This window comes from Citrobacter sp. RHBSTW-00881 (assembly GCF_013728515.1).
In the GTDB taxonomy this organism is placed as follows: domain Bacteria; phylum Pseudomonadota; class Gammaproteobacteria; order Enterobacterales; family Enterobacteriaceae; genus Citrobacter; species Citrobacter braakii.
Genome location: NZ_CP056269.1, coordinates 436,623 through 461,707, shown reverse-complemented (window position 1 = coordinate 461,707; position 25,085 = coordinate 436,623). Strand labels below are relative to the sequence as shown.

Here is a 25,085-nt window from a genome sequence, read left to right as displayed (position 1 = left end):
CGAGGTTTTCTTATGTTCCATCGCCGCTCAATCGTAAAAGGATCGTTATCCTTTTCTAACCCTGCGGTCCGCGCCTGGTTATTTCAAATACTTGCCGTCATTGTGGTCGTCAGTATTGCGGTCTATCTCATTCATAATACGATAAATAACCTGAACAATAGCGGTATTACCTCGGGATTCTCTTTTCTCGATCGCAGCGCCGGATTTGGTATTGTCCAGCATCTGATCGATTACGAGCAAGGCGATACGTATGGCCGTGTCTTTATCGTTGGCCTACTCAATACGCTATTGGTTTCTGCACTGTGTATTGTTTTCGCATCAATTCTTGGTTTCTTTCTCGGACTGGCACGCCTGTCAGATAACTGGTTATTACGAAAGCTCTCGACGATCTACATCGAAACGTTCCGCAATATACCGCCGCTGCTGCAGATCTTCTTTTGGTATTTCGCCGTATTACGTAACCTGCCCGGCCCACGTCAGGCCGTTAACGCGCTGGACTTGATGTTTCTGAGTAACCGGGGGCTCTATATTCCGGCACCGCAAATAGGAGAAGGATTTTTTGCCTTTTGCGGCGCTGTAATTATCACTATCGTCGTCACTATCGGGCTATTTCGCTACAACAGAATGCACCAGACTAAAACCGGTCAGCTACGCCGGACCTGGCCCACGGCTCTGGCGCTGATCGTGCTTTTACCGATGATCTCACAGTGGCTGTTTGGCGCAGCGCTTCACTGGGATATCCCCGCCCTTCGCGGTTTTAACTTCCGTGGCGGTATGGTGCTTATTCCCGAACTGGCTGCCCTGACGCTGGCGCTTTCAGTGTATACCTCGGCGTTTATTGCAGAAATTATTCGAGCGGGAATCCAGGCCGTTCCTTATGGCCAACATGAAGCAGCACGCTCGCTGGGTCTACCAAATCCGGTGACACTGCGCCAGGTGATCATCCCACAGGCGCTGCGCGTCATCATTCCCCCATTAACCAGCCAGTATCTGAATATCGTCAAAAACTCCTCTCTTGCGGCCGCTATTGGCTACCCGGATATGGTTTCACTGTTTGCCGGCACGGTACTCAATCAAACAGGGCAAGCCATTGAAACCATTGCTATCACGATGTCGGTGTACCTGATCATCAGCCTGAGCATTTCTCTGCTGATGAATATTTATAACCGCCGTATTGCACTGATTGAGCGCTAAGGAGCCATGATGACAAAAGCACTGCTGTCTCACCCCTCGCGTCAGAACAGTAACCCGGCAAGCCGCAGTCTACTCTGGATGCGTAAAAACCTGTTCTCCAGTTGGTCAAATAGCCTGCTCACGCTGCTGTGCGTTTGGCTGATTTGGTCATTTCTTCCGCCACTGATGAACTGGGTATTCTTTCAGGCCAATTGGGTCGGTTCAACCCGCGCAGACTGCACCAAAGCAGGGGCTTGCTGGGTGTTCATTCATGAACGCTTTGGGCAATTCATGTATGGACTTTATCCCCACGATCAGCGCTGGCGCGTAAATCTGGCCCTGATCATTGGCCTGGCCTCTATCGTCCCTATGTTCTGGAAATCTATGCCTCACCGTGGCCGCTATATCGCCGTCTGGGCCGTCGTTTATCCCGTGGTGGTCTGGTGGTTGATGTACGGTGGTTTTTTCGGACTTGAGCGCGTAGAAACCCGACAGTGGGGCGGATTAACACTGACGCTTATCATTGCATCCGTGGGGATTGCGGGCGCGCTTCCGTGGGGTATTTTACTGGCGCTTGGACGTCGGTCTCATATGCCAGTCGTGCGGATTTTATCCGTCATTTTCATTGAGTTCTGGCGCGGTGTGCCGTTGATTACCGTCCTTTTTATGTCCTCGGTCATGCTTCCTCTGTTTATGTCCGAAGGGACCAGTATCGACAAACTTATCCGGGCGCTGGTCGGCGTGATTCTTTTCCAGTCGGCGTATGTCGCAGAAGTGGTTCGCGGAGGGTTACAGGCCCTACCAAAAGGTCAGTATGAAGCCGCTGAATCACTGGCGTTAGGGTACTGGAAAACGCAAGGGCTGGTCATTCTTCCGCAAGCCCTCAAGCTGGTTATTCCGGGTCTAGTTAACACGATTATCGCCCTGTTTAAGGATACCAGTCTGGTCATCATCATCGGCCTGTTTGATCTCTTCAGTAGCGTGCAGCAGGCAACTGTGGACCCTGCATGGTTGGGGATGTCGACGGAAGGATATGTTTTCGCTGCACTGATTTACTGGATCTTCTGTTTTAGCATGTCGCGTTACAGCCAACATCTGGAAAAACGTTTTAACACCGGGCGTACACCGCACTGAGGAATTTATGAGCCAATTATTAATGCCGTCTACCGACGCGATGATTACGCTGGAAAACGTCAACAAATGGTACGGACAGTTTCACGTCCTGAAAAACATCAACCTGAAGGTAAAGCAGGGAGAACGCATCGTATTATGCGGACCTTCCGGTTCGGGTAAATCGACAACTATCCGCTGTATCAACCATCTGGAAGAGCATCAGCAAGGACGTATTGTGGTGGATGGGATCGAACTCAATGAAGATATCCGCAATATTGAGCGCGTCAGACAAGAAGTTGGCATGGTCTTTCAGCACTTTAATCTCTTTCCTCATTTGACGGTCCTGCAAAACTGCACGCTGGCACCAATCTGGGTACAAAAGATGCCGAAAAAAGAGGCTGAAGCTCTGGCAATGCACTACCTTGAGCGAGTTCGCATTGCTGAACATGCGTATAAGTATCCTGGGCAAATCTCTGGTGGGCAGCAACAGCGCGTGGCCATTGCACGCTCACTGTGCATGAAACCCAAAATCATGTTATTCGATGAACCCACATCAGCGTTGGATCCTGAAATGGTAAAAGAAGTGCTTGATACCATGATAGGTCTGGCACAATCAGGCATGACCATGCTGTGTGTTACCCATGAAATGGGCTTTGCCCGTACAGTGGCCGACCGGGTGATCTTTATGGATCTTGGCGAGATTGTTGAACAGGCAGCACCGGATGAGTTTTTTGCTCACCCCAAATCTGAACGCACGCGTGCGTTTTTGTCGCAGGTTATCCATTAAAGCCATGCGCCGGATACAGCACTGGCGTTTAACAGATAAAACAAAAGGCCCAGTCGAAAGACTGGGCCTTTTGTTTTTATTTGATGTCTGGCAGTTCCCTACTCTCGCATGGGGAGACCCCACACTACCATCGGCGCTACGGCGTTTCACTTCTGAGTTCGGCATGGGGTCAGGTGGGACCACCGCGCTACAGCCGCCAGACAAATTCTTTTCTAAGTGCCAAACTTTAACCGAAAAACTGGTGCTGATACCCAGAGTCGAACTGGGGACCTCACCCTTACCAAGGGTGCGCTCTACCAACTGAGCCATATCAGCACACTAAATTTGATGCCTGGCAGTTCCCTACTCTCGCATGGGGAGACCCCACACTACCATCGGCGCTACGGCGTTTCACTTCTGAGTTCGGCATGGGGTCAGGTGGGACCACCGCGCTACAGCCGCCAGGCAAATTCTGTTTATCAACACGCTTTTCGCATGTCGATGTAATCTGTAATCAAGCTGAATATCGTGTCTCTTTCGCCAAAACATCTTCGGCGTTGTAAGGTTAAGCCTCACGGTTCATTAGTATCGGTTAGCTCAACGTATCGCTACGCTTACACACCCGACCTATCAACGTCGTCGTCTTCAACGTTCCTTCAGGACCCTTAAAGGGTCAGGGAGAACTCATCTCGGGGCAAGTTTCGTGCTTAGATGCTTTCAGCACTTATCTCTTCCGCATTTAGCTACCGGGCAATGCCATTGGCATGACAACCCGAACACCAGTGATGCGTCCACTCCGGTCCTCTCGTACTAGGAGCAGCCCCCCTCAATTCTCCAGCGCCCACGGCAGATAGGGACCGAACTGTCTCACGACGTTCTAAACCCAGCTCGCGTACCACTTTAAATGGCGAACAGCCATACCCTTGGGACCTACTTCAGCCCCAGGATGTGATGAGCCGACATCGAGGTGCCAAACACCGCCGTCGATATGAACTCTTGGGCGGTATCAGCCTGTTATCCCCGGAGTACCTTTTATCCGTTGAGCGATGGCCCTTCCATTCAGAACCACCGGATCACTAAGACCTGCTTTCGCACCTGCTCGAGCCGTCACTCTCGCAGTCAAGCTAGCTTATGCCTTTGCACTAACCTCCTGATGTCCGACCAGGATTAGCTAACCTTCGTGCTCCTCCGTTACTCTTTAGGAGGAGACCGCCCCAGTCAAACTACCCACCAGACACTGTCCGCAACCCGGATTACGGGTCTACGTTAGAACACCAGCCATTAAAGGGTGGTATTTCAAGGTTGGCTCCATGCAGACTGGCGTCCACACTTCAAAGCCTCCCACCTATCCTACACATCAAGGACCAGTGTTCAGTGTCAAGCTATAGTAAAGGTTCACGGGGTCTTTCCGTCTTGCCGCGGGTACACTGCATCTTCACAGCGAGTTCAATTTCACTGAGTCTCGGGTGGAGACAGCCTGGCCATCATTACGCCATTCGTGCAGGTCGGAACTTACCCGACAAGGAATTTCGCTACCTTAGGACCGTTATAGTTACGGCCGCCGTTTACCGGGGCTTCGATCAAGAGCTTCTCCTTACGGATAACCCCATCAATTAACCTTCCGGCACCGGGCAGGCGTCACACCGTATACGTCCACTTTCGTGTTTGCACAGTGCTGTGTTTTTAATAAACAGTTGCAGCCAGCTGGTATCTTCGACTGATTTCAGCTCCATGAGTAAATCACTTCACCTACATATCAGCGTGCCTTCTCCCGAAGTTACGGCACCATTTTGCCTAGTTCCTTCACCCGAGTTCTCTCAAGCGCCTTGGTATTCTCTACCTGACCACCTGTGTCGGTTTGGGGTACGATTTCGTGTTACCTGATGCTTAGAGGCTTTTCCTGGAAGCAGGGCATTTGTTACTTCAGCACCGTAGTGCCTCGTCATCACACCTCAGCGTTAACAAGACTCCGGATTTACCTGGAATCTCCGCCTACATGCTTAAACCGGGACAACCGTCGCCCGGCTAACATAGCCTTCTCCGTCCCCCCCTCGCAGTAACACCAAGTACAGGAATATTAACCTGTTTCCCATCGACTACGCCTTTCGGCCTCGCCTTAGGGGTCGACTCACCCTGCCCCGATTAACGTTGGACAGGAACCCTTGGTCTTCCGGCGTGCGGGTTTTTCACCCGCATTATCGTTACTTATGTCAGCATTCGCACTTCTGATACCTCCAGCAACCCTCACAGGCCACCTTCAACGGCTTACAGAACGCTCCCCTACCCAACAACACATAGTGTCGCTGCCGCAGCTTCGGTGCATGGTTTAGCCCCGTTACATCTTCCGCGCAGGCCGACTCGACCAGTGAGCTATTACGCTTTCTTTAAATGATGGCTGCTTCTAAGCCAACATCCTGGCTGTCTGTGCCTTCCCACATCGTTTCCCACTTAACCATGACTTTGGGACCTTAGCTGGCGGTCTGGGTTGTTTCCCTCTTCACGACGGACGTTAGCACCCGCCGTGTGTCTCCCGTGATAACATTCTTCGGTATTCGCAGTTTGCATCGGGTTGGTAAGTCGGGATGACCCCCTAGCCGAAACAGTGCTCTACCCCCGAAGATGAGTTCACGAGGCGCTACCTAAATAGCTTTCGGGGAGAACCAGCTATCTCCCGGTTTGATTGGCCTTTCACCCCCAGCCACAAGTCATCCGCTAATTTTTCAACATTAGTCGGTTCGGTCCTCCAGTTAGTGTTACCCAACCTTCAACCTGCCCATGGCTAGATCACCGGGTTTCGGGTCTATACCCTGCAACTTAACGCCCAGTTAAGACTCGGTTTCCCTTCGGCTCCCCTATTCGGTTAACCTTGCTACAGAATATAAGTCGCTGACCCATTATACAAAAGGTACGCAGTCACCCCATAAAGAGGCTCCCACTGCTTGTACGTACACGGTTTCAGGTTCTTTTTCACTCCCCTCGCCGGGGTTCTTTTCGCCTTTCCCTCACGGTACTGGTTCACTATCGGTCAGTCAGGAGTATTTAGCCTTGGAGGATGGTCCCCCCATATTCAGACAGGATACCACGTGTCCCGCCCTACTCTTCGAGTTCACAACACATGCACTTTTGTGTACGGGGCTATCACCCTGTATCGCCGGACTTTCCAGACCGTTCCACTACCACACATGCTGATTCAGACTCTGGGCTGCTCCCCGTTCGCTCGCCGCTACTGGGGGAATCTCGGTTGATTTCTTTTCCTCGGGGTACTTAGATGTTTCAGTTCCCCCGGTTCGCTTCATTACGCTATGTATTCACGCAATGATAGTGTGACGAATCACACTGGGTTTCCCCATTCGGAAATCGCCGGTTATAACGGTTCATATCACCTTACCGACGCTTATCGCAGATTAGCACGTCCTTCATCGCCTCTGACTGCCAGGGCATCCACCGTGTACGCTTAGTCGCTTAACCTCACAACCCGAAGATGTTTCGTAAAACACTTCAGTGTTGCGAAAATTTGAGAGACTCGAACACACCGCTTTTCATTTCTTGTTTACGGAGAAATGAAACAGTGTGTCGTTTCAATTTTCAGCTTGATCCAGATTTTTAAAGAGCAAAACTTCGCAGTGAACCTTTTCAGGTACACTCTGAAGTTTTCTTGTGTTTTTGCAGTAAAGGATGGTGGAGCTATGCGGGATCGAACCGCAGACCTCCTGCGTGCAAGGCAGGCGCTCTCCCAGCTGAGCTATAACCCCATCGTAAATGCTAATCTCTGTACCCTAATTCGTTTCCGGGCAAGACGCGGTGGTGCGAAGCATACTGAAGTATGCGAGCATCGCCGTAACACAGCACGGAGGCGAATTTGGTAGGCCTGAGTGGACTTGAACCACCGACCTCACCCTTATCAGGGGTGCGCTCTAACCACCTGAGCTACAAGCCTGCAGAGATTTTCTTACTGCTAATTTTCATCAGACAATCTGTGTGAGCACTACAAAGAACGTTTCTTTAAGGTAAGGAGGTGATCCAACCGCAGGTTCCCCTACGGTTACCTTGTTACGACTTCACCCCAGTCATGAATCACAAAGTGGTAAGCGCCCTCCCGAAGGTTAAGCTACCTACTTCTTTTGCAACCCACTCCCATGGTGTGACGGGCGGTGTGTACAAGGCCCGGGAACGTATTCACCGTGGCATTCTGATCCACGATTACTAGCGATTCCGACTTCATGGAGTCGAGTTGCAGACTCCAATCCGGACTACGACATACTTTATGAGGTCCGCTTGCTCTCGCGAGGTCGCTTCTCTTTGTATATGCCATTGTAGCACGTGTGTAGCCCTACTCGTAAGGGCCATGATGACTTGACGTCATCCCCACCTTCCTCCAGTTTATCACTGGCAGTCTCCTTTGAGTTCCCGACCGAATCGCTGGCAACAAAGGATAAGGGTTGCGCTCGTTGCGGGACTTAACCCAACATTTCACAACACGAGCTGACGACAGCCATGCAGCACCTGTCTCAGAGTTCCCGAAGGCACCAAAGCATCTCTGCTAAGTTCTCTGGATGTCAAGAGTAGGTAAGGTTCTTCGCGTTGCATCGAATTAAACCACATGCTCCACCGCTTGTGCGGGCCCCCGTCAATTCATTTGAGTTTTAACCTTGCGGCCGTACTCCCCAGGCGGTCGACTTAACGCGTTAGCTCCGGAAGCCACGCCTCAAGGGCACAACCTCCAAGTCGACATCGTTTACGGCGTGGACTACCAGGGTATCTAATCCTGTTTGCTCCCCACGCTTTCGCACCTGAGCGTCAGTCTTTGTCCAGGGGGCCGCCTTCGCCACCGGTATTCCTCCAGATCTCTACGCATTTCACCGCTACACCTGGAATTCTACCCCCCTCTACAAGACTCTAGCCTGCCAGTTTCGGATGCAGTTCCCAGGTTGAGCCCGGGGATTTCACATCCGACTTGACAGACCGCCTGCGTGCGCTTTACGCCCAGTAATTCCGATTAACGCTTGCACCCTCCGTATTACCGCGGCTGCTGGCACGGAGTTAGCCGGTGCTTCTTCTGCGAGTAACGTCAATTGCTGCGGTTATTAACCACAACACCTTCCTCCTCGCTGAAAGTACTTTACAACCCGAAGGCCTTCTTCATACACGCGGCATGGCTGCATCAGGCTTGCGCCCATTGTGCAATATTCCCCACTGCTGCCTCCCGTAGGAGTCTGGACCGTGTCTCAGTTCCAGTGTGGCTGGTCATCCTCTCAGACCAGCTAGGGATCGTCGCCTAGGTGAGCCGTTACCCCACCTACTAGCTAATCCCATCTGGGCACATCCGATGGCAAGAGGCCCGAAGGTCCCCCTCTTTGGTCTTGCGACGTTATGCGGTATTAGCTACCGTTTCCAGTAGTTATCCCCCTCCATCGGGCAGTTTCCCAGACATTACTCACCCGTCCGCCACTCGTCACCCAAGGAGCAAGCTCCTCTGTGCTACCGTTCGACTTGCATGTGTTAGGCCTGCCGCCAGCGTTCAATCTGAGCCATGATCAAACTCTTCAATTTAAGTTTGATGCTCGTGAATTAAACTTCGTAATGAATTACGTGTTCACTCAGAGACTTGGTATTCATTTTTCGTCTTGCGACGTTAAGAATCCGTATCTTCGAGTGCCCACACAGATTGTCTGATAAATTGTTAAAGAGCAGTTGCGACGCGCTTTAGCGCTCTGTCGCGAGGTGGCGTATATTACGCTTTCCTCTTTCAGAGTCAACCCTCATTTTCAGGTTTTTCTCTTCAACCGAACCGGCTGTTTGCGTGAAGTGATTCACATCCGCCGTGTCGATGGAGGCGCATTATAGGGATCCCATTTTTTAGCACAAGTATTTTTTGGATCTTTTTTGCTGAGTGCTTGTTTTTCACCCCTTTCGCTATATTCCTGCACAATTTGGCTGATTTTTGATAGCTAAATCACTTGCACAGTCTCGATAATCCAACCAAAGTCTTCATTACTGCTCTATTTTTGTTGAGGTAAACATGTCTGATGTATTACGTCCTTATAAGGATCTTTTCCCACAGATCGGAAAACGCGTGATGATCGACACCAGTAGCGTCGTCATTGGTGATACTCGTTTGGCTGATGACGTCGGGATTTGGCCGTTGGTTGCGATTCGTGGCGACGTCAACTATGTACAAATCGGCGCCCGTACAAACATTCAGGACGGCAGCGTTCTCCATGTCACACATAAATCCACATCTAATCCGCAAGGTAATCCATTGATCGTGGGTGAGGATGTGACGGTCGGTCATAAAGTCATGCTACACGGCTGCATCGTTGGCAACCGCGTATTGGTCGGTATGGGATCAATTTTACTGGACGGCGTAGTGGTAGAAGACGACGTTATGATTGGGGCAGGAAGCCTGGTGCCGCAAAACAAACGCCTGGAGAGTGGATATCTGTACCTGGGTAGCCCGGTTAAACAGATCCGGCCATTAAGTGACGAAGAGAAAGCAGGCTTAAAATACTCTGCTAACAACTACGTTAAATGGAAAGATGAGTATTTAAATCAGAGTAACCAAACCCAACCCTGAGAGTCTTCCTGCTGGTCCTGGATCAATGCTTCGGCCTCTTCTTCCAGGTCCCAGCGATGCTGTTGAAAGATTTCCAGCCATTGTTCAGGCGTGCAGCCGCCAAAGCGGGACGCCAACGTCTCCCCTGATATAGCGCATGTTAACTGCATACCATGGACCAACACAGGGAAAACAACGGCGCTAATATCCGTCCGCCATTCTTCTCGATCGGGAAACTGGATCGCCTGATTCATACCGACATTTCCTGTTGCATGCTTTTGATGACGGGCTCAATCTGTGGCAATACACCATGCCAGAGTAAAACGGCGTGCGCTGCTTGTCCCACCAGCATCCCCAGACCATCGGCATACTGTTTCGCCCCATGTTCAGCACACCAGGAAAGGAACGGTGTATTCCCTTGCTGATAAAACATGTCATAGCAATAGACAGATGAGTGAATAAGCGATGTCGGAATGGCAGGTACCTCACCGCTAATTCCGCTGGATGTCGCATTAATAATTAAATCAAAACTGTAATTATCAAGCTCGTCCATTCCCACCGCCTGCACGCTGCCGGTATGGGAGAAGATTTGCGCCAGTTCTTCTGCGCGCGAAGCAGTACGGTTAACGATGGTTACCGCACAATCCAGAGAAAGAAGAGGTAATAAAACCCCACGGGATGCGCCACCGGCGCCAATCAACAGAACTCGCGATCCGGGACGAATGAAAGATAAACGTTCAAGATCGCTTAATAAGCCGATACCATCCGTGTTATCTCCCAGTAAACGCCCATCCTCGAGTCGTTTAAGAGTGTTGACCGCTCCAGCAAGCGATGCTCGCTCCGTTAATTCATCGGCACGCGCAAACGCCTCTTCCTTAAAAGGCACTGTGACATTTGCCCCCTTCCCGCCCTCAGCAAAAAAGGCATTCAGCGCATTCACAAAATCATTGATAGGTGCCAGTACACGTCCATAGGAATGATCAATTTTCAACTGCTCTGCAAATTGCTGATGAATAAAGGGCGATTTACTGTGCGCTATCGGATTACCAAAAACAGCATAGGCTTCTTTCATATTACCCCTGTCGAAACTGTTCACCGGTCAGAGCATCACGGATCTCCGAAGGATTCAAACGCCCTCCGGTCTCCCCTTCAACTACGGGAAAGTCTGTACCAAACTGCGCGCGGACTTCCTCTACCGTTCTGCAAGGCGGTAAGCCACTCAAATTAGCACTGGTGGAGACTAACGGTTTGCCATAAGCCTGGCACAATGCAACCACCAGCGGATGATCGGTGACTCGCACGGCCAGCGAGTCAAAACGACCGGTCAGCCAACGGGGCGTAGTCGCAGGCGCAGGGAAAACGAAGGTGACAGGACCAGGCCAGCGAGCGAACACGGCCTCACGTTGAGCATCTGTAAGCGTGCTATCGTCAATATAGGGCTTAAGCTGGTCAAAATTAGCCGCAATCAAAATTAAGCCTTTATCGACTGGGCGTTGTTTTAGCTCCAACAGACGGGTAACAGCCGTTTCGCTGTCGGGATCGCAGCCGACACCAAATACAGCTTCTGTTGGATAGGCGATGACTTTTTCTTGTTTCAGAACCGCTATCGCAGCAGCAATAGGGCCTGTGGGCAGGTTATTATTCACTTTTTTATTCCGCCGAGAACGGCTTTCCACATTGTTTACTGGCACAGAAATGCTTCACACCCTGCGCGGTTTTCTTTTCGATGAGTAGCGGATAATGGCACTCAGGACACTCTCCAGCTAACGGTTTGAAGTTAATGACAAACTGGCACTCCGGATAGCGATCGCAGGAGTAAAATGTTTTGCCATAACGGGAACGCCGCTGGACCAGGTGGCCAGTCTGGCATTGAGGACAGACTATTGCTGTTTCATCTGGCTTGTCGATAAGTTCGGTGTGTTCACACGTTGGATAATCGCTGCATCCAATAAACATCCCGAATCTTCCCTGTCTCAGCACCAGCTCGGCGCCACATGCAGGACAAAGCTTACCCTCCAGAACTTTGACAATATGTCCGTCCGCGGAAGATTTCAGCGGACGGATGTAATCGCATTCTGGATAGTGTGAACAACCGAGAAACGGACCGTGTTTCCCGGAACGCATAACCAGTTCAGCCCCACATTGTGGGCAGGGCTCGTTTTTACGCACCGTAAACAGTGCTGATTTAGCCATAACAACTCATACTGAATGAAGATTGATTAATGCAGCATACCTTCATTCACTTCAAAGAGTAATTCTTCCATTTGCTGATAGGCATTTTCACAACCTGGAATATTGAAAAGCACCATCAGGATCACCCACTTCAGGTCTTCCAGATCGAACTCTGCCGTATCCAGCGCGAGTACGCGCTCAATGACCATTTCTCGTGTTTCGAGGTTTAGCACCTGAATCTGTTCCAGGAATAGCAGGAACCCTCTACAGCTTGCATCCAGTCGATCGCACTCTTCTGCGGTATAAATACGTATAGAAAGAGGATCGGATGCCAGTTGCATAGGTTCGGCAAGACCATCCTGATAATCAGCAAGCTTTTCCAGCCAAAGTAACGCGTTGTAGATGTCTTCACGATCAAAACCAGCGTCGGTAAGATCCCGTTCCAGTTTGTCCTGATCCACACGCAGCTCAGCTTCGTTATGGATATATGTCTCAAACAAATACATTAGTACGTCGAACATGGCATGCCCTCCTCAATCGGACATAGCCGCCGGGTACAGCTGCGATCCATCCTGCTAACTCCAGTTCGAGCAGTTGAGCCACTACCTCTGGCACAGGTTGGCCGGCACGTTCAGCGACGACGTCAACAGGTGTTACCTCATCTCCTACGTTAGCCAGGAGCTCCGGAAATGGCAATGCCACCTCTTCGTGATCTGGCGAATAAATTGATTTTTCAGGTTCATCTGGCAACCATTGCAACCCATATTGCAAATTTTCCAGAATTTCTTCTGGGGCCGTCACAAGCGTGGCTCCCTGCTGAATAAGCCAATGTGGACCTTCACTTCCCGGACTCCCAATCGGTCCAGGCAACGCAAAAACCTCCCGCCCTTGTTCCAGTGCACAACGCGCAGTGACCAGTGACCCGCTACGCTGAGCAGCTTCTACAACCAGAACTCCTTTACTTAGACCACTAATAATGCGATTTCGTCGGGGAAAATTGCGCGGCAAAGGAAGCGTATCTAATGGGAACTCAGACACCAGTGCGCCTCCAGCCTCAATCAGTCGTTTAGCCAGACTGACATGCTGTCGTGGATGAATGGTCTCAAGCCCATTTCCCAGCACAGCAATACTCGTGCCTTCTCGGTTTATCGCAGCATTATGCGCCACACCATCAATCCCCCGGGCCAGGCCGCTGGTGATCGTCACGCCGCATGCTGCAAGCTTTTCACAAAACAGCCGCCCCCAGCGTTCGCCATACCAGGAGTGCTGTCGGCTACCGACGACGGCAACCTGAAACGAGCTAAGGCATATGGGATTTCCTGCCACAAAAAGCACCCCAGGATAATCCTCAATTGCACGGAGCTGTGCCGGATAATGCTCGCTGTCGGCAACCACAAAATGATGGTTGGGCTGTTCAAGCCAGCGCAGCGTTTTTTCCAGCGTCTGATCTGGAAAGGTTAAAAAGCGCCGGGCCTGGCGGGGAGAGAGCCCAGCATGATGAAGTACCACGTTGTTAATACACGGCTGAGTATTGAGCCAGTGGGCAACGCGCACCATCTCATCACCATACAGTTCATTCACTTGTGCTAAACGTAGCCAAATTTCGATTTTGGTCATCCCTGTTCCCCTGCCACAAGCAGTCCTGGCAATCTTTGCGATTGGTCACTGATGCTGTCAATCAGAGGGGGTTTTGTCTAGAATAGAGGTAATAATCTTTTCAACTCCTGAACACAACTCTGGATAACTATGTCAGTTTTGCAAGTGTTACATATTCCGGACGAGCGCCTTCGCAAAGTCGCAAAACCGGTCGAAGAAGTGAATGCAGAAATTCAGCGTATCGTTGATGATATGTTCGAAACGATGTACGCCGAAGAAGGTATCGGTCTGGCAGCAACTCAGGTCGATATTCATCAGCGCATCATTGTTATTGATGTCTCTGAAAATCGCGACGAGCAGTTGGTACTCATTAACCCAGAGCTGCTGGAAAAAGACGGCGAAACAGGTATTGAAGAAGGCTGCCTGTCTATTCCCGAACAGCGTGCGTTAGTACCGCGCGCAGAGAAAGTAAAAATTCGTGCGCTCGATCGCAACGGCAAATCTTTTGAACTGGAAGCCGATGGCCTGCTGGCTATCTGCATTCAACATGAAATGGATCACCTGGTCGGTAAACTGTTTATCGATTATCTGTCTCCGTTGAAGCAACAACGCATTCGTCAGAAAGTTGAAAAACTCGACCGCCTGAACGCCCGAGCTTAAGGACAAGAATCAACGTGTCAGACTCACTACGTATTATTTTTGCGGGTACACCTGACTTTGCAGCGCGTCATCTCGACGCGCTGTTGTCTTCTGGACATAACGTCGTTGGCGTGTTTACCCAACCGGACCGCCCGGCGGGACGCGGTAAAAAGCTGATGCCCAGCCCGGTAAAAGTGCTGGCGGAAGAAAAAGGGATACCGGTTTTCCAACCCGTCTCTCTTCGTCCTCAGGAAAACCAGCAGCTGGTTGCTGATTTACGCGCAGACGTGATGGTAGTGGTAGCATATGGCCTGATACTGCCAAAAGCCGTACTGGAAATGCCGCGTCTGGGTTGTATCAACGTTCACGGTTCCCTGCTTCCACGCTGGCGTGGCGCAGCCCCAATCCAGCGCTCACTGTGGGCAGGCGACGCCGAAACTGGTGTGACCATCATGCAGATGGATGTTGGCCTCGACACCGGTGATATGCTGCTTAAGCTGTCCTGCCCGATAACTGCAGAAGATACCAGCGGTTCGTTATACGATAAGCTGGCAGATTTAGGGCCTCAGGGGCTGATTGAAACGCTAAAACAGCTGGCGGCTGGCACCATAAAACCCGTTGTACAAGATGAATCACTGGTTACGCATGCAGAAAAACTCAGCAAAGAAGAGGCCCGTATCGACTGGTCGCTTTCGGCCGCTCAGTTGGAACGCTGCATCCGCGCCTTTAACCCGTGGCCAATGAGCTGGCTTGAAATCGACGGCCAGCCAGTGAAAGTCTGGCAAGCTACGGTTATTACAGCGAACACACAGGCCGCACCTGGCACTATTCTTGAGGCGACAAAACAGGGTATCCAGGTCGCAACGGGCGACGGCATCCTGAATCTCGTCTCTTTGCAACCTGCCGGTAAAAAAGCCATGAGCGCGCAGGATCTGCTTAATTCGCGTCGGGAATGGTTTGTACCCGGTAACCGTCTGGTATGACGGTTCATCTCTTTAAGCCCGGTATCTCCGGGCATTTTTATTTTTGCGCTTATGAAAAAACATCTTAATTTACGCAGTATGGCGGCCCAGGCCGTCGAACAGGTTGTCGAAAAGGGACAATCATTAAGCAACGTGCTGCCCGCCATGCAGCAAAAAGTTGCCGATAAAGACAAAGCACTGTTGCAGGAGCTTTGCTTCGGCGTGTTGCGTACACTCTCCCAACTGGAGTGGATGATCCAGCAGTTGATGGAACGTCCAATGACGGGCAAACAGCGCACCGTTCACTATCTGATCATGGTGGGCTTCTACCAACTACTGCATACTCGTATTCCACCGCATGCTGCTTTGGCAGAGACCGTAGAAGGCGCGGTCGTTATTAAGCGTCCGCAGCTTAAAGGGCTGATCAACGGCGTGCTGCGCCAGTTTCAGCGCCGTCAAGAAGAGCTACTGGCTGAATTCTCTCAAAGCGATTTACGTTTCTTACACCCCTCCTGGCTGGTGAAACGTATTAAGACCGCTTATCCGCAGCAGTGGGAAGCCATTCTTGAAGCCAATAACCAGCGACCGCCGATGTGGTTACGTGTCAATCGTAACCATCATACGCGCGATGCCTGGCTGGACCTGCTGACCGAAGCGGGATTAACCGGTTTCCCGCATCCAGATTACCCGGATGCAGTGCGTCTGGAAACGCCAGCTCCTGTGCACGCCCTTCCAGGTTTTGATGAAGGCTGGGTAACCGTCCAGGATGCTTCCGCTCAAGGATGCATAAACTATCTGTTGCCGGAGGACGGTGAACAGATCCTCGACCTATGCTGTGCGCCGGGGGGCAAAACCACTCACATTCTGGAAGTTGCTCCGCACGCTAACGTAATGGCTGTCGATGTTGATGGAAAACGCTTATCGCGCGTTTTCGACAATCTAAAACGTCTGGGTATGAAGGCAACCGTAAAACAGGGTGATGGCCGCTATCCACAGCAGTGGTGCGGTGAACAACAGTTTGACCGTATTTTGCTGGACGCTCCGTGTTCTGCCACCGGAGTGATCCGTCGCCATCCGGATATCAAATGGCTGCGTCGCGACCGGGATATTGCTGAACTTGCCCAGTTGCAGGCTGAAATCCTGAATGCAACCTGGCCACATCTTAAACCTGGCGGCACGCTGGTTTATGCAACCTGCTCTATCCTGCCAGAAGAAAACCAACAGCAAATTGCCGCCTTCCTTGCGCGCACGCCAGATGCGGTATTAAGCGTCACTGGTACGCCGGAAAAACCTGGACGTCAGAATTTACCGAGTGCGGAAGATGGTGATGGCTTCTTTTACGCTAAGCTAATCAAAAAGTGATGAGATAACGGGTCGCGACTGATGAAAATTATCATTCTGGGCGCAGGGCAAGTTGGCGGTACGCTGGCTGAAAACCTGGTCGGAGAGAACAACGATATCACGGTAGTCGATACCAATGGTGAGCGCCTGCGTAGCCTGCAGGACAAGTTTGATCTCCGTGTCGTGCAAGGGCATGGTTCGCATCCCCGCGTTCTACGTGAAGCCGGTGCTGACGATGCCGATATGCTGGTTGCCGTAACCAGCTCAGATGAAACAAATATGGTTGCCTGTCAGGTAGCTTATTCACTGTTTAACACGCCTAATCGCATCGCTCGTATTCGTTCACCGGATTACGTTCGTGATGCGGACAAGCTATTTCAATCTGATGCGGTGCCTATCGATCACCTGATTGCGCCTGAGCAACTGGTTATCGATAGCATTTATCGCCTGATTGAATATCCGGGCGCATTGCAGGTAGTGAATTTTGCCGAAGGAAAAGTCAGCCTGGCCGTGGTGAAAGCCTATTACGGTGGGCCGCTGATTGGTAATGCGCTGTCGACAATGCGTGAGCATATGCCGCACATCGATACCCGCGTTGCGGCGATTTTCCGTCATGACCGACCGATCCGTCCGCAAGGTTCTACCATTGTTGAAGCGGGTGATGAAGTTTTCTTCATCGCGGCCTCGCAGCATATTCGCGCCGTAATGAGCGAATTACAGCGTCTGGAAAAGCCTTACAAACGCATTATGTTAGTGGGCGGTGGTAATATTGGCGCCGGGCTGGCACGGCGGCTGGAAAAAGATTACAGCGTCAAACTGATTGAACGTAATCAACAGCGCGCATCCGAGCTTGCGGAGAAACTGCAGAATACGATCGTCTTTTTCGGTGATGCCTCGGATCAAGAGCTGCTGGCGGAAGAACATATCGATCAGGTTGATCTGTTCATTGCGGTAACCAACGATGATGAAGCGAATATCATGTCGGCGATGCTTGCCAAACGGATGGGCGCCAAGAAAGTGATGGTGTTGATCCAACGCAGAGCATACGTCGATCTGGTGCAAGGCAGCGTGATCGATATTGCGATTTCACCGCAGCAGGCAACCATCTCTGCTCTGCTCAGTCATGTGCGTAAAGCGGATATTGTTGGTGTATCTTCACTGCGCCGTGGCGTCGCGGAAGCCATTGAAGCCGTTGCACACGGTGATGAAACGACGTCACGGGTTGTGGGTCGCTCAATTGATGAAATTAAACTTCCACCAGGAACCATTATTGGCGCCGTTGTGCGTGGTAACGATGTGATGATTGCCAATGATAACCTGCGTATTGAACAGGGCGATCACGTAATTATGTTCCTGACAGATAAAAAGTTTATTACCGACGTCGAGCGACTATTCCAGCCAAGTCCGTTCTTCCTGTAATAATTTGGGCGCTGAAACTGCGCCTAAATTATTTCCCTTTATTTTTCATGGTTTAATAAATTTTTATTTAGGCAATACATAAATGGAAATTGCCTAAACATTTGTTAAACTTATAAACGTCAGCTGCATAGGGAGAATAAGATGAGCATTATTAAAGAATTTCGCGAATTCGCGATGCGCGGGAATGTTGTCGATTTGGCAGTGGGTGTCATTATTGGTGCGGCATTTGGGAAGATTGTTTCATCACTGGTTGCCGATATCATCATGCCGCCGCTGGGGTTGTTAATTGGTGGAATTGATTTTAAACAGTTTGCTTTAACACTACGTGATGCACAGGGAGATATCCCTGCAGTCGTTATGCATTACGGTGTATTTATTCAGAATATCTTTGATTTCGTTATTGTTGCGTTTGCTATCTTTATGGCAATCAAGCTGATCAACAAACTGAACCGTAAAAAAGCGGAAGAGCCAGCAGCACCGCCGGCGCCATCCAAAGAAGAAGTATTGCTGAGTGAAATTCGTGACCTGCTGAAAGAACAGAATAACCGCTCTTAAGCACTCACTGAAACAAGAAGGCCAGTGGTAAAAAAGTGAATGACTTTCTTGCCACTGGCCTCCCAGTTACCCCGATTACCATGTTTACCTTTACGTAGATAACTTCCTTTCCCTTTCTTATTTTTCTCAACGCGCTGCCTGAACAGTGGGTCATGTAGAAGCGCCTCAATGGCGTTATCTTTTATCTGCCCTTTAGTGTGCTGATAACGACTCATAATACCTCCGGTTGTCGTAATTTACGCCGCGAGTGTAGACCTGACCGTTCAATAAATCAACAGCCTGATGGTGATCCACTGGCGCCTTGCTCAAGTGCTTCAAGGATAGAGCAGTACACGCTGCTGTGTGCCTTGCCACAACACGCGTCATTCAATCGCTGCAGCGACCGTTGCATCGCCTGAAGCTCAGCTATTCTCGCTTCCACTTCCTGCAATCTTTCCTGGACGATCCCTTTTGATTCCTGGCAGGTATGGTGTTCGGGATCGATGCGGATCGAAAGCAGTTCGCGGATCGATTCCAGAGTGAAACCAAGCTGACGGGCATAGCGAATAAACTTTAGACGCTGAAGATCGCTTTCCGTATAGAGACGAAACCCGCCTTCTGTACGTATTTCATGTTCCATCATCTGCTGCTTTTCATAGTAGCGGATAGTATCAGGCGTCACGTCAGCCAGTTTCGCTAATTCACCAATACGGTACATACTATCTCCGCTATTCGTCGTTGATCTTCTGCAGCAACTTATCTGCGTATTCACCGTGTAAAAACTCGGTGCTGAGTCCAGCCTGCCGAAGTTTCAGTTCCAGTAGTGACAGTCTTCGACTCAGTTCCTGATAATGGGGATCATCTTTGCGGATCCCTGCAAGTATTTCAAGCAGTTGTATTGCCTCTCTGCGCTGCTCAAGCTCAGGAGGAAGACATCCCGCATTTTTTAATAAACGGAATCCGGCTCGAAGTTCCGGCGGAATGTGGGAATCATCGTCAAGAACCAACGGTTCTCCTGTACCAGGCAAACCATCAAACTCACCTTTAGACTGCGCATCAGTAATATGGCGCTCTGCCCACTGGTCCAGTAACCACATACAACACTCCAGTGATGAACAAAAAGAGTACAGATATTGTAGGTAAGTGGGGATATGACGGATATAAAAAAACCCGCCGAGGCGGGTTTTTTTACGTTACTACAGATTACTCTGCAGCAGCTTCTGTTTTCTCTGAACGATCAACCAGCTCGATGTATGCCATCGGCGCGTTGTCGCCTGCACGGAAGCCACACTTCAGAATGCGAGTGTAACCACCGGCGCGGCTCGCAAAACGCGGGCCCAGTTCGTTAAACAGTTTTGCCACGATCTCGTTATCACGAGTGCGGGCGAATGCCAGACGACGATTAGCTACGCTATCAGTCTTGGCAAGAGTAATCAGCGGCTCAACTACGCGACGCAGCTCTTTCGCTTTCGGCAGAGTCGTCTTGATGATTTCATGACGAACCAGTGAACCTGCCATATTGCGGAACATAGCCTGGCGATGGCTGCTGTTGCGGTTCAGTTGACGACCACTCTTACGATGGCGCATGACCTTATCCTTCTCAGTAAAACCTTAACCTGTGATCCGGTTACTCGTCAGCGATGCTTGCCGGTGGCCAGTTTTCCAGGCGCATGCCCAGAGACAGTCCACGGGAAGCCAGCACGTCTTTAATCTCAGTAAGAGATTTTTTACCAAGGTTAGGCGTCTTAAGAAGCTCAACCTCAGTACGCTGTACCAGATCACCGATATAGTGGATAGCTTCTGCTTTGAGGCAGTTAGCAGAGCGGACAGTCAATTCCAGATCGTCAACAGGGCGCAGCAGGATCGGATCGAATTCTGGTTTTTCTTCTTTAACTTCCGGCTGACGTACATCACGTAAGTCAACGAAAGCTTCAAGTTGTTCAGCCAGAATGGTTGCCGCACGACGAATCGCCTCTTCAGGATCGATTGTGCCGTTGGTTTCCATTTCGATGACCAGCTTGTCCAGGTCGGTACGCTGTTCTACACGCGCTGCTTCAACATTGTAGGCAATACGCTCTACAGGGCTGTAGCATGCGTCGACCAGCAGACGGCCGATTGGGCGCTCATCTTCTTCCGAATGAATTCGGGTAGAAGCCGGCACATAACCACGACCGCGCTGAACTTTGATACGCATGCTAATAGATGCATTCTCATCGGTCAGGTGGCAGATCACGTGCTGTGGCTTGACGATTTCGACATCACCATCATGGGTAATGTCGGCTGCAGTCACAGGGCCAATGCCAGATTTATTCAAGGTAAGAATAACGTCATCTTTACCCTGAACTCTCACCGCCAGCCCTTTCAGGTTGAGCAGGATTTCCAGGATATCTTCCTGAACGCCTTCTTTGGTGCTGTACTCATGTAGTACACCATCAATCTCAACCTCGGTCACCGCGCAACCCGGCATCGATGAGAGCAGAATACGGCGCAGTGCGTTACCCAAAGTATGGCCAAAGCCACGCTCTAAAGGCTCAAGGGTCACCTTGGCGTGCGTCGAACTCACTTGCTCGATATCTACCAGGCGCGGTTTTAGAAACTCTGTCACAGAACCCTGCATTGTGTCCTCTCTTTGGTACTAAGCTTTACTTGGAGTAAAGCTCGACGATCAGGTGTTCGTTAATGTCCGCAGACAGATCAGAACGCTCCGGCTTACGCTTGAACGTACCTTCCATCTTGCCAGCATCAACTTCCAGCCAGGTTGGCTTTTCACGCTGCTCAGCCAGCTCCAGAGCGGCTTTCACGCGAGACTGCTTCTTCGCTTTCTCACGAATGCTAACAACGTCATTCGGACTAACCTGATAAGAAGCGATGTTAACAACACGACCGTTTACCATAATTGCTTTATGGCTGACCAGCTGACGTGCTTCTGCACGAGTGGCACCGAAGCCCATACGGTATACAACGTTGTCCAGACGACCTTCCAGCAGACCCAACAGGTTTTCACCGGTGTTGCCTTTCAGACGTGCTGCTTCTTTGTAGTAGTTACGGAACTGACGCTCCAGCACACCGTAGATACGGCGAACTTTTTGCTTTTCACGCAACTGCACACCATAGTCAGACAGACGCGGTTTACGCGCACCGTGCTGGCCAGGAGCTTGTTCAATTTTACACTTGGTATCGATCGCGCGAACGCCAGACTTAAGGAATAAGTCAGTGCCCTCACGACGGCTCAGCTTGAGCTTAGGACCCAAATATCTTGCCATTTTCTTTCTCCAACAATCCTAGAAACGACAGCGTTATACGCGACGTTTTTTCGGCGGACGACAACCGTTATGAGGGATCGGAGTCACATCAGTAATATTAGTGATGCGGAAACCAGCGGCGTTCAGAGCACGAACAGTAGATTCGCGACCTGGACCCGGTCCTTTGACCATAACTTCCAGATTCTTGATACCGTATTCTTTTACGGCTTCAGCGCAACGCTCTGCTGCAACCTGAGCTGCAAACGGAGTGGATTTGCGAGAACCACGGAAACCGGAACCACCGGCTGTTGCCCAACCCAGTGCGTTACCCTGACGATCAGTAATGGTAACGATGGTGTTGTTAAAAGAAGCATGGATATGAGCCACGCCGTCAGAGACTTGTTTTCTTACACGTTTACGTGCACGAATTGGTGCCTTTGCCATTATTCAATCACCCCGATTATTTCTTGATCGGTTTGCGCGGACCCTTACGGGTACGTGCGTTGGTCTTGGTACGCTGACCGCGAACCGGGAGACCACGACGATGACGCAAACCGCGATAGCAACCAAGGTCCATAAGGCGCTTGATGCTCATGCTAACTTCACGGCGCAGATCACCTTCAACGACAAATTTGGCAACTTCGTCACGCAGCGTGTCGATTTGTTCTTCAGACAGCTCACTGATCTTAACATCTTCAGCGATACCCGCGGCAGCCAGAATGGCTTTAGAACGGGTCTTGCCGACGCCGTAGATCGAAGTTAATGCGATCACAGCATGTTTCTGATCAGGAATGTTAATGCCTGCTATACGGGCCACTATGCACTCCTACTATTTAATATGTACGCACCATGCTGAAAAGCCCGTTTTCAGGATACTCAAATGGAAACGCACAGACATACAAAAGATTGGCTGGCTAATCTAGCCAGCTCAACCCAACTTTGCAAGAAAAATATGCGAATAAATCAGCCTTGGCGCTGTTTATGCTTCGGCTCGGCACTGCAAATCACACGGATGACACCATCACGCTTAACGATTTTGCAGTTACGGCATAATTTCTTGACGGAAGCACGAACTTTCATTTTTACTCTCCGTAACTTCTCGGGCGACTGTTAACGGCCGTAGCCTTTCAGATTCGCCTTCTTCAATGCAGACTCGTACTGACTTGACATCATCAGAGTTTGCACTTGAGCCATAAAGTCCATAATCACGACAACAACGATAAGCAGTGAGGTCCCACCGAAGTAGAACGGTACTTTCATTGCATCACGCATGAACTCCGGGATCAGGCAGATAAAGGTAATGTAGAGCGCACCAACCAGAGTCAGGCGGGTCATTACTTTATCGATATACTTCGCCGTTTGCTCTCCCGGACGAATTCCTGGTACAAATGCACCGGACTTCTTCAGGTTATCTGCTGTTTCACGCGGGTTGAAAACCAACGCCGTGTAGAAGAAACAGAAGAATATGATTGCAGACGCATAGAGTAACACATAAAGCGGTTGCCCAGGCTGCAAATACAGCGAAATTGTTGTCAGCCAGTTCCAACCAGTCCCGCCCCCGAACCATGACGCGATGGTCGCTGGGAACAGAATAATACTGGAAGCGAAGATTGCCGGGATTACCCCCGCCATATTCACTTTCAGCGGTAAATGTGTGCTCTGTGCAGCATAGACACGACGACCTTGCTGACGTTTCGCGTAGTTTACCACAATGCGGCGTTGACCACGCTCAACAAATACAACAAAGAACGTCACTGCAAATACTAATACTGCAACCAACAGCAACACGAGGAAGTGCAGGTCGCCTTGACGCGCTTGCTCGATAGTATGGGCAATGGCTGGCGGGAGTCCCGCGACAATACCGGCGAAGATAATGATTGAGATACCGTTGCCGATACCACGTTCAGTAATCTGTTCGCCCAACCACATCAGGAACATCGTCCCTGTAACCAGACTTACAACAGCGGTGAAATAGAATGCAAAGCCTGGATTCATTACCAGGCCCTGCATACCAGGCATATTCGGCAGACCGGTAGCAATACCGATCGACTGGAATATTGCCAGCACCAGAGTACCGTAGCGGGTGTACTGGCTGATCTTACGACGACCAGACTCCCCTTCTTTCTTAATTTCTGCCAGCGTTGGATGAACCACCGTCAGCAGCTGGATAATAATCGACGCCGAAATATACGGCATGATCCCCAGAGCAAAGATAGAAGCACGGCTGAGAGCACCACCAGAGAACATGTTAAACATTTCAATGATGGTGCCTCGCTGTTGCTCAAGCAGTTTGGCAAGTACAGCGGCATCAATACCAGGGATCGGAATGAAAGAGCCAATACGGAACACAATCAGCGCGCCGATTACAAACAGCAGTCTGCGTTTCAGCTCGCCTAAGCCACCTTTGGCACTTTGAAAATCTAATCCCGGTTGTTTAGCCATCTGCTACTTATTCCTCGATTTTACCGCCAGCAGCTTCGATAGCAGCACGAGCGCCTTTAGTAACACGCAGGCCACGAACAGTTACCGGAGTAGTGACTTCACCAGCCAGAATCACTTTCGCGAACTCGATCTGGATACCGATAATGTTAGCTGCTTTCAGCGTGTTCAGGTCTACAACACCGCCTTCAACTTTAGCCAGGTCAGACAGACGAACTTCGGCTGTAATCGCTGCTTTACGTGAAGTGAAGCCGAATTTCGGCAGACGACGGTACAGAGGCATCTGACCACCCTCGAAACCGCGACGTACGCCACCGCCAGAACGAGACTTCTGACCTTTGTGACCACGACCACCGGTTTTACCGAGGCCAGAACCGATACCACGACCCAGGCGGCGAGCCGCTTTTTTAGAGCCTTCGGCCGGAGACAGAGTATTTAAACGCATCTCTTACTCCTCAACTTTAACCATGAAGGAAACCGCGTTGACCATACCACGAACAGCAGGAGTATCCTCGCGCTCTACGGTGTGACCAATACGACGCAGACCCAGGCCAAGCAGCGTTGCCTTATGTTTCGGCAGACGACCGATTGCACTGCGGGTTTGAGTAATTTTAATAGTCTTTGCCATGGTTTATTTCCCCAGAATTTCTTCAACGGATTTACCACGCTTGGCAGCGACCATTTCCGGAGATTTCATATTTTCCAGGCCATCGATAGTTGCACGAACCACGTTAATCGGGTTAGTAGAACCATACGCTTTAGCCAGAACGTTACGAACTCCAGCGACTTCCAGAACGGCGCGCATTGCACCACCGGCGATGATACCGGTACCTTCGGAAGCCGGCTGCATGAATACACGAGAACCCGTGTGAGTACCCTTAACCGGGTGCTGCAGGGTGCCGTGGTTCAGCGCGACGTTAATCATATTGCGACGGGCTTTTTCCATCGCTTTCTGGATCGCTGCTGGAACTTCACGCGCTTTACCGTAACCAAAACCAACGCGACCGTTACCATCACCAACTACAGTCAGAGCTGTGAAGGAGAAAATACGACCACCTTTAACGGTTTTAGATACGCGGTTAACCGCGATCAGCTTTTCCTGCAGTTCGCCAGCTTGTTTTTCGATGTGAGCCATC

General features: G+C 50.6%; 28 protein-coding genes, 3 tRNA genes and 4 rRNA genes. 9 read left to right on the top strand and 26 right to left on the bottom strand.

The window, feature by feature from the left end; translation table 11 throughout:
• Nucleotides 1–12 precede the first annotated feature (12 nt).
• Genes HV311_RS02305 through HV311_RS02295 form a run of 3 tightly spaced genes read left to right on the top strand, consistent with a single transcriptional unit; the run spans nucleotide 13 to nucleotide 3,073 of the window.
• Nucleotides 13–1,194, top strand: coding sequence for an amino acid ABC transporter permease (locus tag HV311_RS02305; protein ID WP_191220671.1), 1,182 nt, complete (start codon nucleotides 13–15; stop codon nucleotides 1,192–1,194).
• Nucleotides 1,195–1,203: 9 nt separating this feature from the next.
• Nucleotides 1,204–2,307 carry an amino acid ABC transporter permease gene (locus tag HV311_RS02300; protein WP_094762245.1) on the top strand — a complete coding sequence of 368 codons (1,104 nt, stop codon included), beginning with the start codon at nucleotides 1,204–1,206 and terminating at the stop codon, nucleotides 2,305–2,307.
• A 7-nt stretch (nucleotides 2,308–2,314) separates the two neighbouring features.
• The gene (locus HV311_RS02295) at nucleotides 2,315–3,073 is read left to right on the top strand and encodes an amino acid ABC transporter ATP-binding protein (RefSeq protein WP_047359099.1); all 759 of its coding nucleotides are present in this window, start codon (nucleotides 2,315–2,317) and stop codon (nucleotides 3,071–3,073) included.
• An 85-nt stretch (nucleotides 3,074–3,158) separates the two neighbouring features.
• Here the strand turns inward: HV311_RS02295 and rrf (HV311_RS02290) are convergent.
• From rrf (HV311_RS02290) to HV311_RS02260, 7 genes are all read right to left on the bottom strand, one after another.
• Nucleotides 3,159–3,274, bottom strand: a 5S ribosomal RNA gene (gene rrf, locus HV311_RS02290).
• Nucleotides 3,275–3,312: 38 nt separating this feature from the next.
• Nucleotides 3,313–3,388 (bottom strand) — tRNA-Thr (locus HV311_RS02285).
• 14 nt (nucleotides 3,389–3,402) lie between these two features.
• Nucleotides 3,403–3,518: ribosomal RNA gene (rrf, locus tag HV311_RS02280) — 5S ribosomal RNA — on the bottom strand.
• Between the two features lie 95 nt (nucleotides 3,519–3,613).
• Nucleotides 3,614–6,520 (bottom strand): 23S ribosomal RNA (locus HV311_RS02275).
• A gap of 208 nt (nucleotides 6,521–6,728) precedes the next feature.
• Nucleotides 6,729–6,804, bottom strand: a tRNA-Ala gene (locus HV311_RS02270).
• Between the two features lie 108 nt (nucleotides 6,805–6,912).
• Nucleotides 6,913–6,989 (bottom strand) — tRNA-Ile (locus HV311_RS02265).
• A gap of 71 nt (nucleotides 6,990–7,060) precedes the next feature.
• Nucleotides 7,061–8,602: ribosomal RNA gene (locus tag HV311_RS02260) — 16S ribosomal RNA — on the bottom strand.
• The 16S, 23S and 5S rRNA genes sit together here with 3 tRNA genes alongside, the layout of an rRNA operon.
• A 469-nt stretch (nucleotides 8,603–9,071) precedes the next feature.
• Here HV311_RS02260 and HV311_RS02255 point away from each other — a divergent pair.
• Nucleotides 9,072–9,626 (top strand): gamma carbonic anhydrase family protein, encoded by a 555-nt coding sequence (locus HV311_RS02255; RefSeq protein ID WP_016154733.1) that lies wholly within the window; start codon nucleotides 9,072–9,074, stop codon nucleotides 9,624–9,626.
• On the opposite strand, the gene HV311_RS02250 is transcribed toward HV311_RS02255, so the two are convergent.
• From HV311_RS02250 to dprA, 6 genes are read right to left on the bottom strand one after another with little or no spacing between them, the layout of a single operon-like run.
• Entirely contained in the window at nucleotides 9,602–9,859 is a 258-nt protein-coding gene (locus HV311_RS02250; RefSeq protein WP_191220670.1) for a DUF1488 domain-containing protein, read from the bottom strand. The genes HV311_RS02255 and HV311_RS02250 overlap by 25 nt on opposite strands.
• Nucleotides 9,856–10,677 (bottom strand): shikimate dehydrogenase, encoded by an 822-nt coding sequence (gene aroE, locus HV311_RS02245; protein WP_047358920.1) that lies wholly within the window; start codon nucleotides 10,675–10,677, stop codon nucleotides 9,856–9,858. The genes HV311_RS02250 and aroE overlap by 4 nt, the downstream gene beginning before the upstream one ends.
• 1 nt (nucleotide 10,678) lies before the next feature.
• Nucleotides 10,679–11,251, bottom strand: coding sequence for an L-threonylcarbamoyladenylate synthase type 1 TsaC (gene tsaC / locus HV311_RS02240; protein ID WP_043018532.1), 573 nt, complete (start codon nucleotides 11,249–11,251; stop codon nucleotides 10,679–10,681).
• Nucleotides 11,252–11,255: 4 nt separating this feature from the next.
• Nucleotides 11,256–11,798, bottom strand: a complete 543-nt coding sequence (locus HV311_RS02235) for a DNA topoisomerase family protein (RefSeq protein WP_191220669.1) — start codon at nucleotides 11,796–11,798, stop codon at nucleotides 11,256–11,258.
• A gap of 26 nt (nucleotides 11,799–11,824) precedes the next feature.
• The gene (gene smg, locus HV311_RS02230; protein WP_003031162.1) at nucleotides 11,825–12,298 is read right to left on the bottom strand and encodes a DUF494 family protein Smg; all 474 of its coding nucleotides are present in this window, start codon (nucleotides 12,296–12,298) and stop codon (nucleotides 11,825–11,827) included.
• Nucleotides 12,270–13,394, bottom strand: a complete 1,125-nt coding sequence (dprA, locus tag HV311_RS02225; RefSeq protein WP_047358918.1) for a DNA-protecting protein DprA — start codon at nucleotides 13,392–13,394, stop codon at nucleotides 12,270–12,272. Before dprA ends, smg begins: the two co-directional genes overlap by 29 nt.
• A gap of 129 nt (nucleotides 13,395–13,523) precedes the next feature.
• Between dprA and def the strand changes: the two genes are divergently transcribed.
• The 5 genes from def (at nucleotide 13,524) to mscL (ending at nucleotide 18,289) form a co-directional block, all read left to right on the top strand.
• Complete coding sequence (gene def, locus HV311_RS02220) at nucleotides 13,524–14,033, top strand: peptide deformylase (protein WP_003031159.1); 510 nt, start codon at nucleotides 13,524–13,526, stop codon at nucleotides 14,031–14,033.
• A 14-nt stretch (nucleotides 14,034–14,047) separates the two neighbouring features.
• The gene (fmt, locus tag HV311_RS02215; RefSeq protein ID WP_047501513.1) at nucleotides 14,048–14,995 is read left to right on the top strand and encodes a methionyl-tRNA formyltransferase; all 948 of its coding nucleotides are present in this window, start codon (nucleotides 14,048–14,050) and stop codon (nucleotides 14,993–14,995) included.
• 51 nt (nucleotides 14,996–15,046) lie between these two features.
• Nucleotides 15,047–16,336 (top strand): 16S rRNA (cytosine(967)-C(5))-methyltransferase RsmB, encoded by a 1,290-nt coding sequence (gene rsmB, locus HV311_RS02210; RefSeq protein ID WP_191220668.1) that lies wholly within the window; start codon nucleotides 15,047–15,049, stop codon nucleotides 16,334–16,336.
• A gap of 21 nt (nucleotides 16,337–16,357) precedes the next feature.
• The gene (trkA, locus tag HV311_RS02205) at nucleotides 16,358–17,734 is read left to right on the top strand and encodes a Trk system potassium transporter TrkA (RefSeq protein WP_003031153.1); all 1,377 of its coding nucleotides are present in this window, start codon (nucleotides 16,358–16,360) and stop codon (nucleotides 17,732–17,734) included.
• A gap of 141 nt (nucleotides 17,735–17,875) precedes the next feature.
• Entirely contained in the window at nucleotides 17,876–18,289 is a 414-nt protein-coding gene (gene mscL, locus HV311_RS02200) for a large-conductance mechanosensitive channel protein MscL (protein WP_016154742.1), read from the top strand.
• Here mscL and arfA read toward each other — a convergent pair.
• The 13 genes from arfA to rpsE all read right to left on the bottom strand — a co-directional run bounded on the left by arfA (nucleotide 18,286) and on the right by rpsE (nucleotide 25,084).
• On the bottom strand, nucleotides 18,286–18,504 hold the full coding sequence (gene arfA, locus HV311_RS02195) for an alternative ribosome-rescue factor ArfA (RefSeq protein WP_016157605.1): 219 nt from the start codon (nucleotides 18,502–18,504) through the stop codon (nucleotides 18,286–18,288). The genes mscL and arfA overlap by 4 nt on opposite strands.
• Nucleotides 18,505–18,560: 56 nt before the next feature.
• Nucleotides 18,561–18,986: a Zn(2+)-responsive transcriptional regulator gene (gene zntR, locus HV311_RS02190; protein WP_016154744.1), complete on the bottom strand. Its 426-nt coding sequence runs from the start codon at nucleotides 18,984–18,986 to the stop codon at nucleotides 18,561–18,563.
• 10 nt (nucleotides 18,987–18,996) lie between these two features.
• Complete coding sequence (locus tag HV311_RS02185) at nucleotides 18,997–19,365, bottom strand: DUF1992 domain-containing protein (protein ID WP_191220667.1); 369 nt, start codon at nucleotides 19,363–19,365, stop codon at nucleotides 18,997–18,999.
• A 106-nt stretch (nucleotides 19,366–19,471) separates the two neighbouring features.
• Nucleotides 19,472–19,855: a 50S ribosomal protein L17 gene (gene rplQ, locus HV311_RS02180; protein ID WP_001216370.1), complete on the bottom strand. Its 384-nt coding sequence runs from the start codon at nucleotides 19,853–19,855 to the stop codon at nucleotides 19,472–19,474.
• A gap of 40 nt (nucleotides 19,856–19,895) precedes the next feature.
• Nucleotides 19,896–20,885 (bottom strand): DNA-directed RNA polymerase subunit alpha, encoded by a 990-nt coding sequence (locus HV311_RS02175; protein WP_003031139.1) that lies wholly within the window; start codon nucleotides 20,883–20,885, stop codon nucleotides 19,896–19,898.
• A gap of 25 nt (nucleotides 20,886–20,910) precedes the next feature.
• Nucleotides 20,911–21,531 carry a 30S ribosomal protein S4 gene (rpsD, locus tag HV311_RS02170; RefSeq protein ID WP_003031138.1) on the bottom strand — a complete coding sequence of 207 codons (621 nt, stop codon included), beginning with the start codon at nucleotides 21,529–21,531 and terminating at the stop codon, nucleotides 20,911–20,913.
• A gap of 33 nt (nucleotides 21,532–21,564) precedes the next feature.
• Nucleotides 21,565–21,954, bottom strand: a complete 390-nt coding sequence (gene rpsK, locus HV311_RS02165; protein ID WP_003031137.1) for a 30S ribosomal protein S11 — start codon at nucleotides 21,952–21,954, stop codon at nucleotides 21,565–21,567.
• Between the two features lie 16 nt (nucleotides 21,955–21,970).
• A complete protein-coding gene (gene rpsM, locus HV311_RS02160) occupies nucleotides 21,971–22,327 on the bottom strand; it encodes a 30S ribosomal protein S13 (protein WP_003031135.1) in 357 nt (118 codons plus the stop codon).
• Between the two features lie 146 nt (nucleotides 22,328–22,473).
• Nucleotides 22,474–22,590, bottom strand: coding sequence for a 50S ribosomal protein L36 (gene rpmJ, locus HV311_RS02155; protein ID WP_000868187.1), 117 nt, complete (start codon nucleotides 22,588–22,590; stop codon nucleotides 22,474–22,476).
• 30 nt (nucleotides 22,591–22,620) lie between these two features.
• Nucleotides 22,621–23,952 carry a preprotein translocase subunit SecY gene (gene secY, locus HV311_RS02150; RefSeq protein WP_001118864.1) on the bottom strand — a complete coding sequence of 444 codons (1,332 nt, stop codon included), beginning with the start codon at nucleotides 23,950–23,952 and terminating at the stop codon, nucleotides 22,621–22,623.
• A gap of 7 nt (nucleotides 23,953–23,959) precedes the next feature.
• Nucleotides 23,960–24,394, bottom strand: coding sequence for a 50S ribosomal protein L15 (rplO, locus tag HV311_RS02145; RefSeq protein WP_003031132.1), 435 nt, complete (start codon nucleotides 24,392–24,394; stop codon nucleotides 23,960–23,962).
• 3 nt (nucleotides 24,395–24,397) lie between these two features.
• Entirely contained in the window at nucleotides 24,398–24,577 is a 180-nt protein-coding gene (gene rpmD, locus HV311_RS02140; protein ID WP_001140434.1) for a 50S ribosomal protein L30, read from the bottom strand.
• Nucleotides 24,578–24,580: 3 nt separating this feature from the next.
• Nucleotides 24,581–25,084 (bottom strand): 30S ribosomal protein S5, encoded by a 504-nt coding sequence (gene rpsE / locus HV311_RS02135; protein WP_003031131.1) that lies wholly within the window; start codon nucleotides 25,082–25,084, stop codon nucleotides 24,581–24,583.
• Nucleotide 25,085 lies beyond the last annotated feature (1 nt).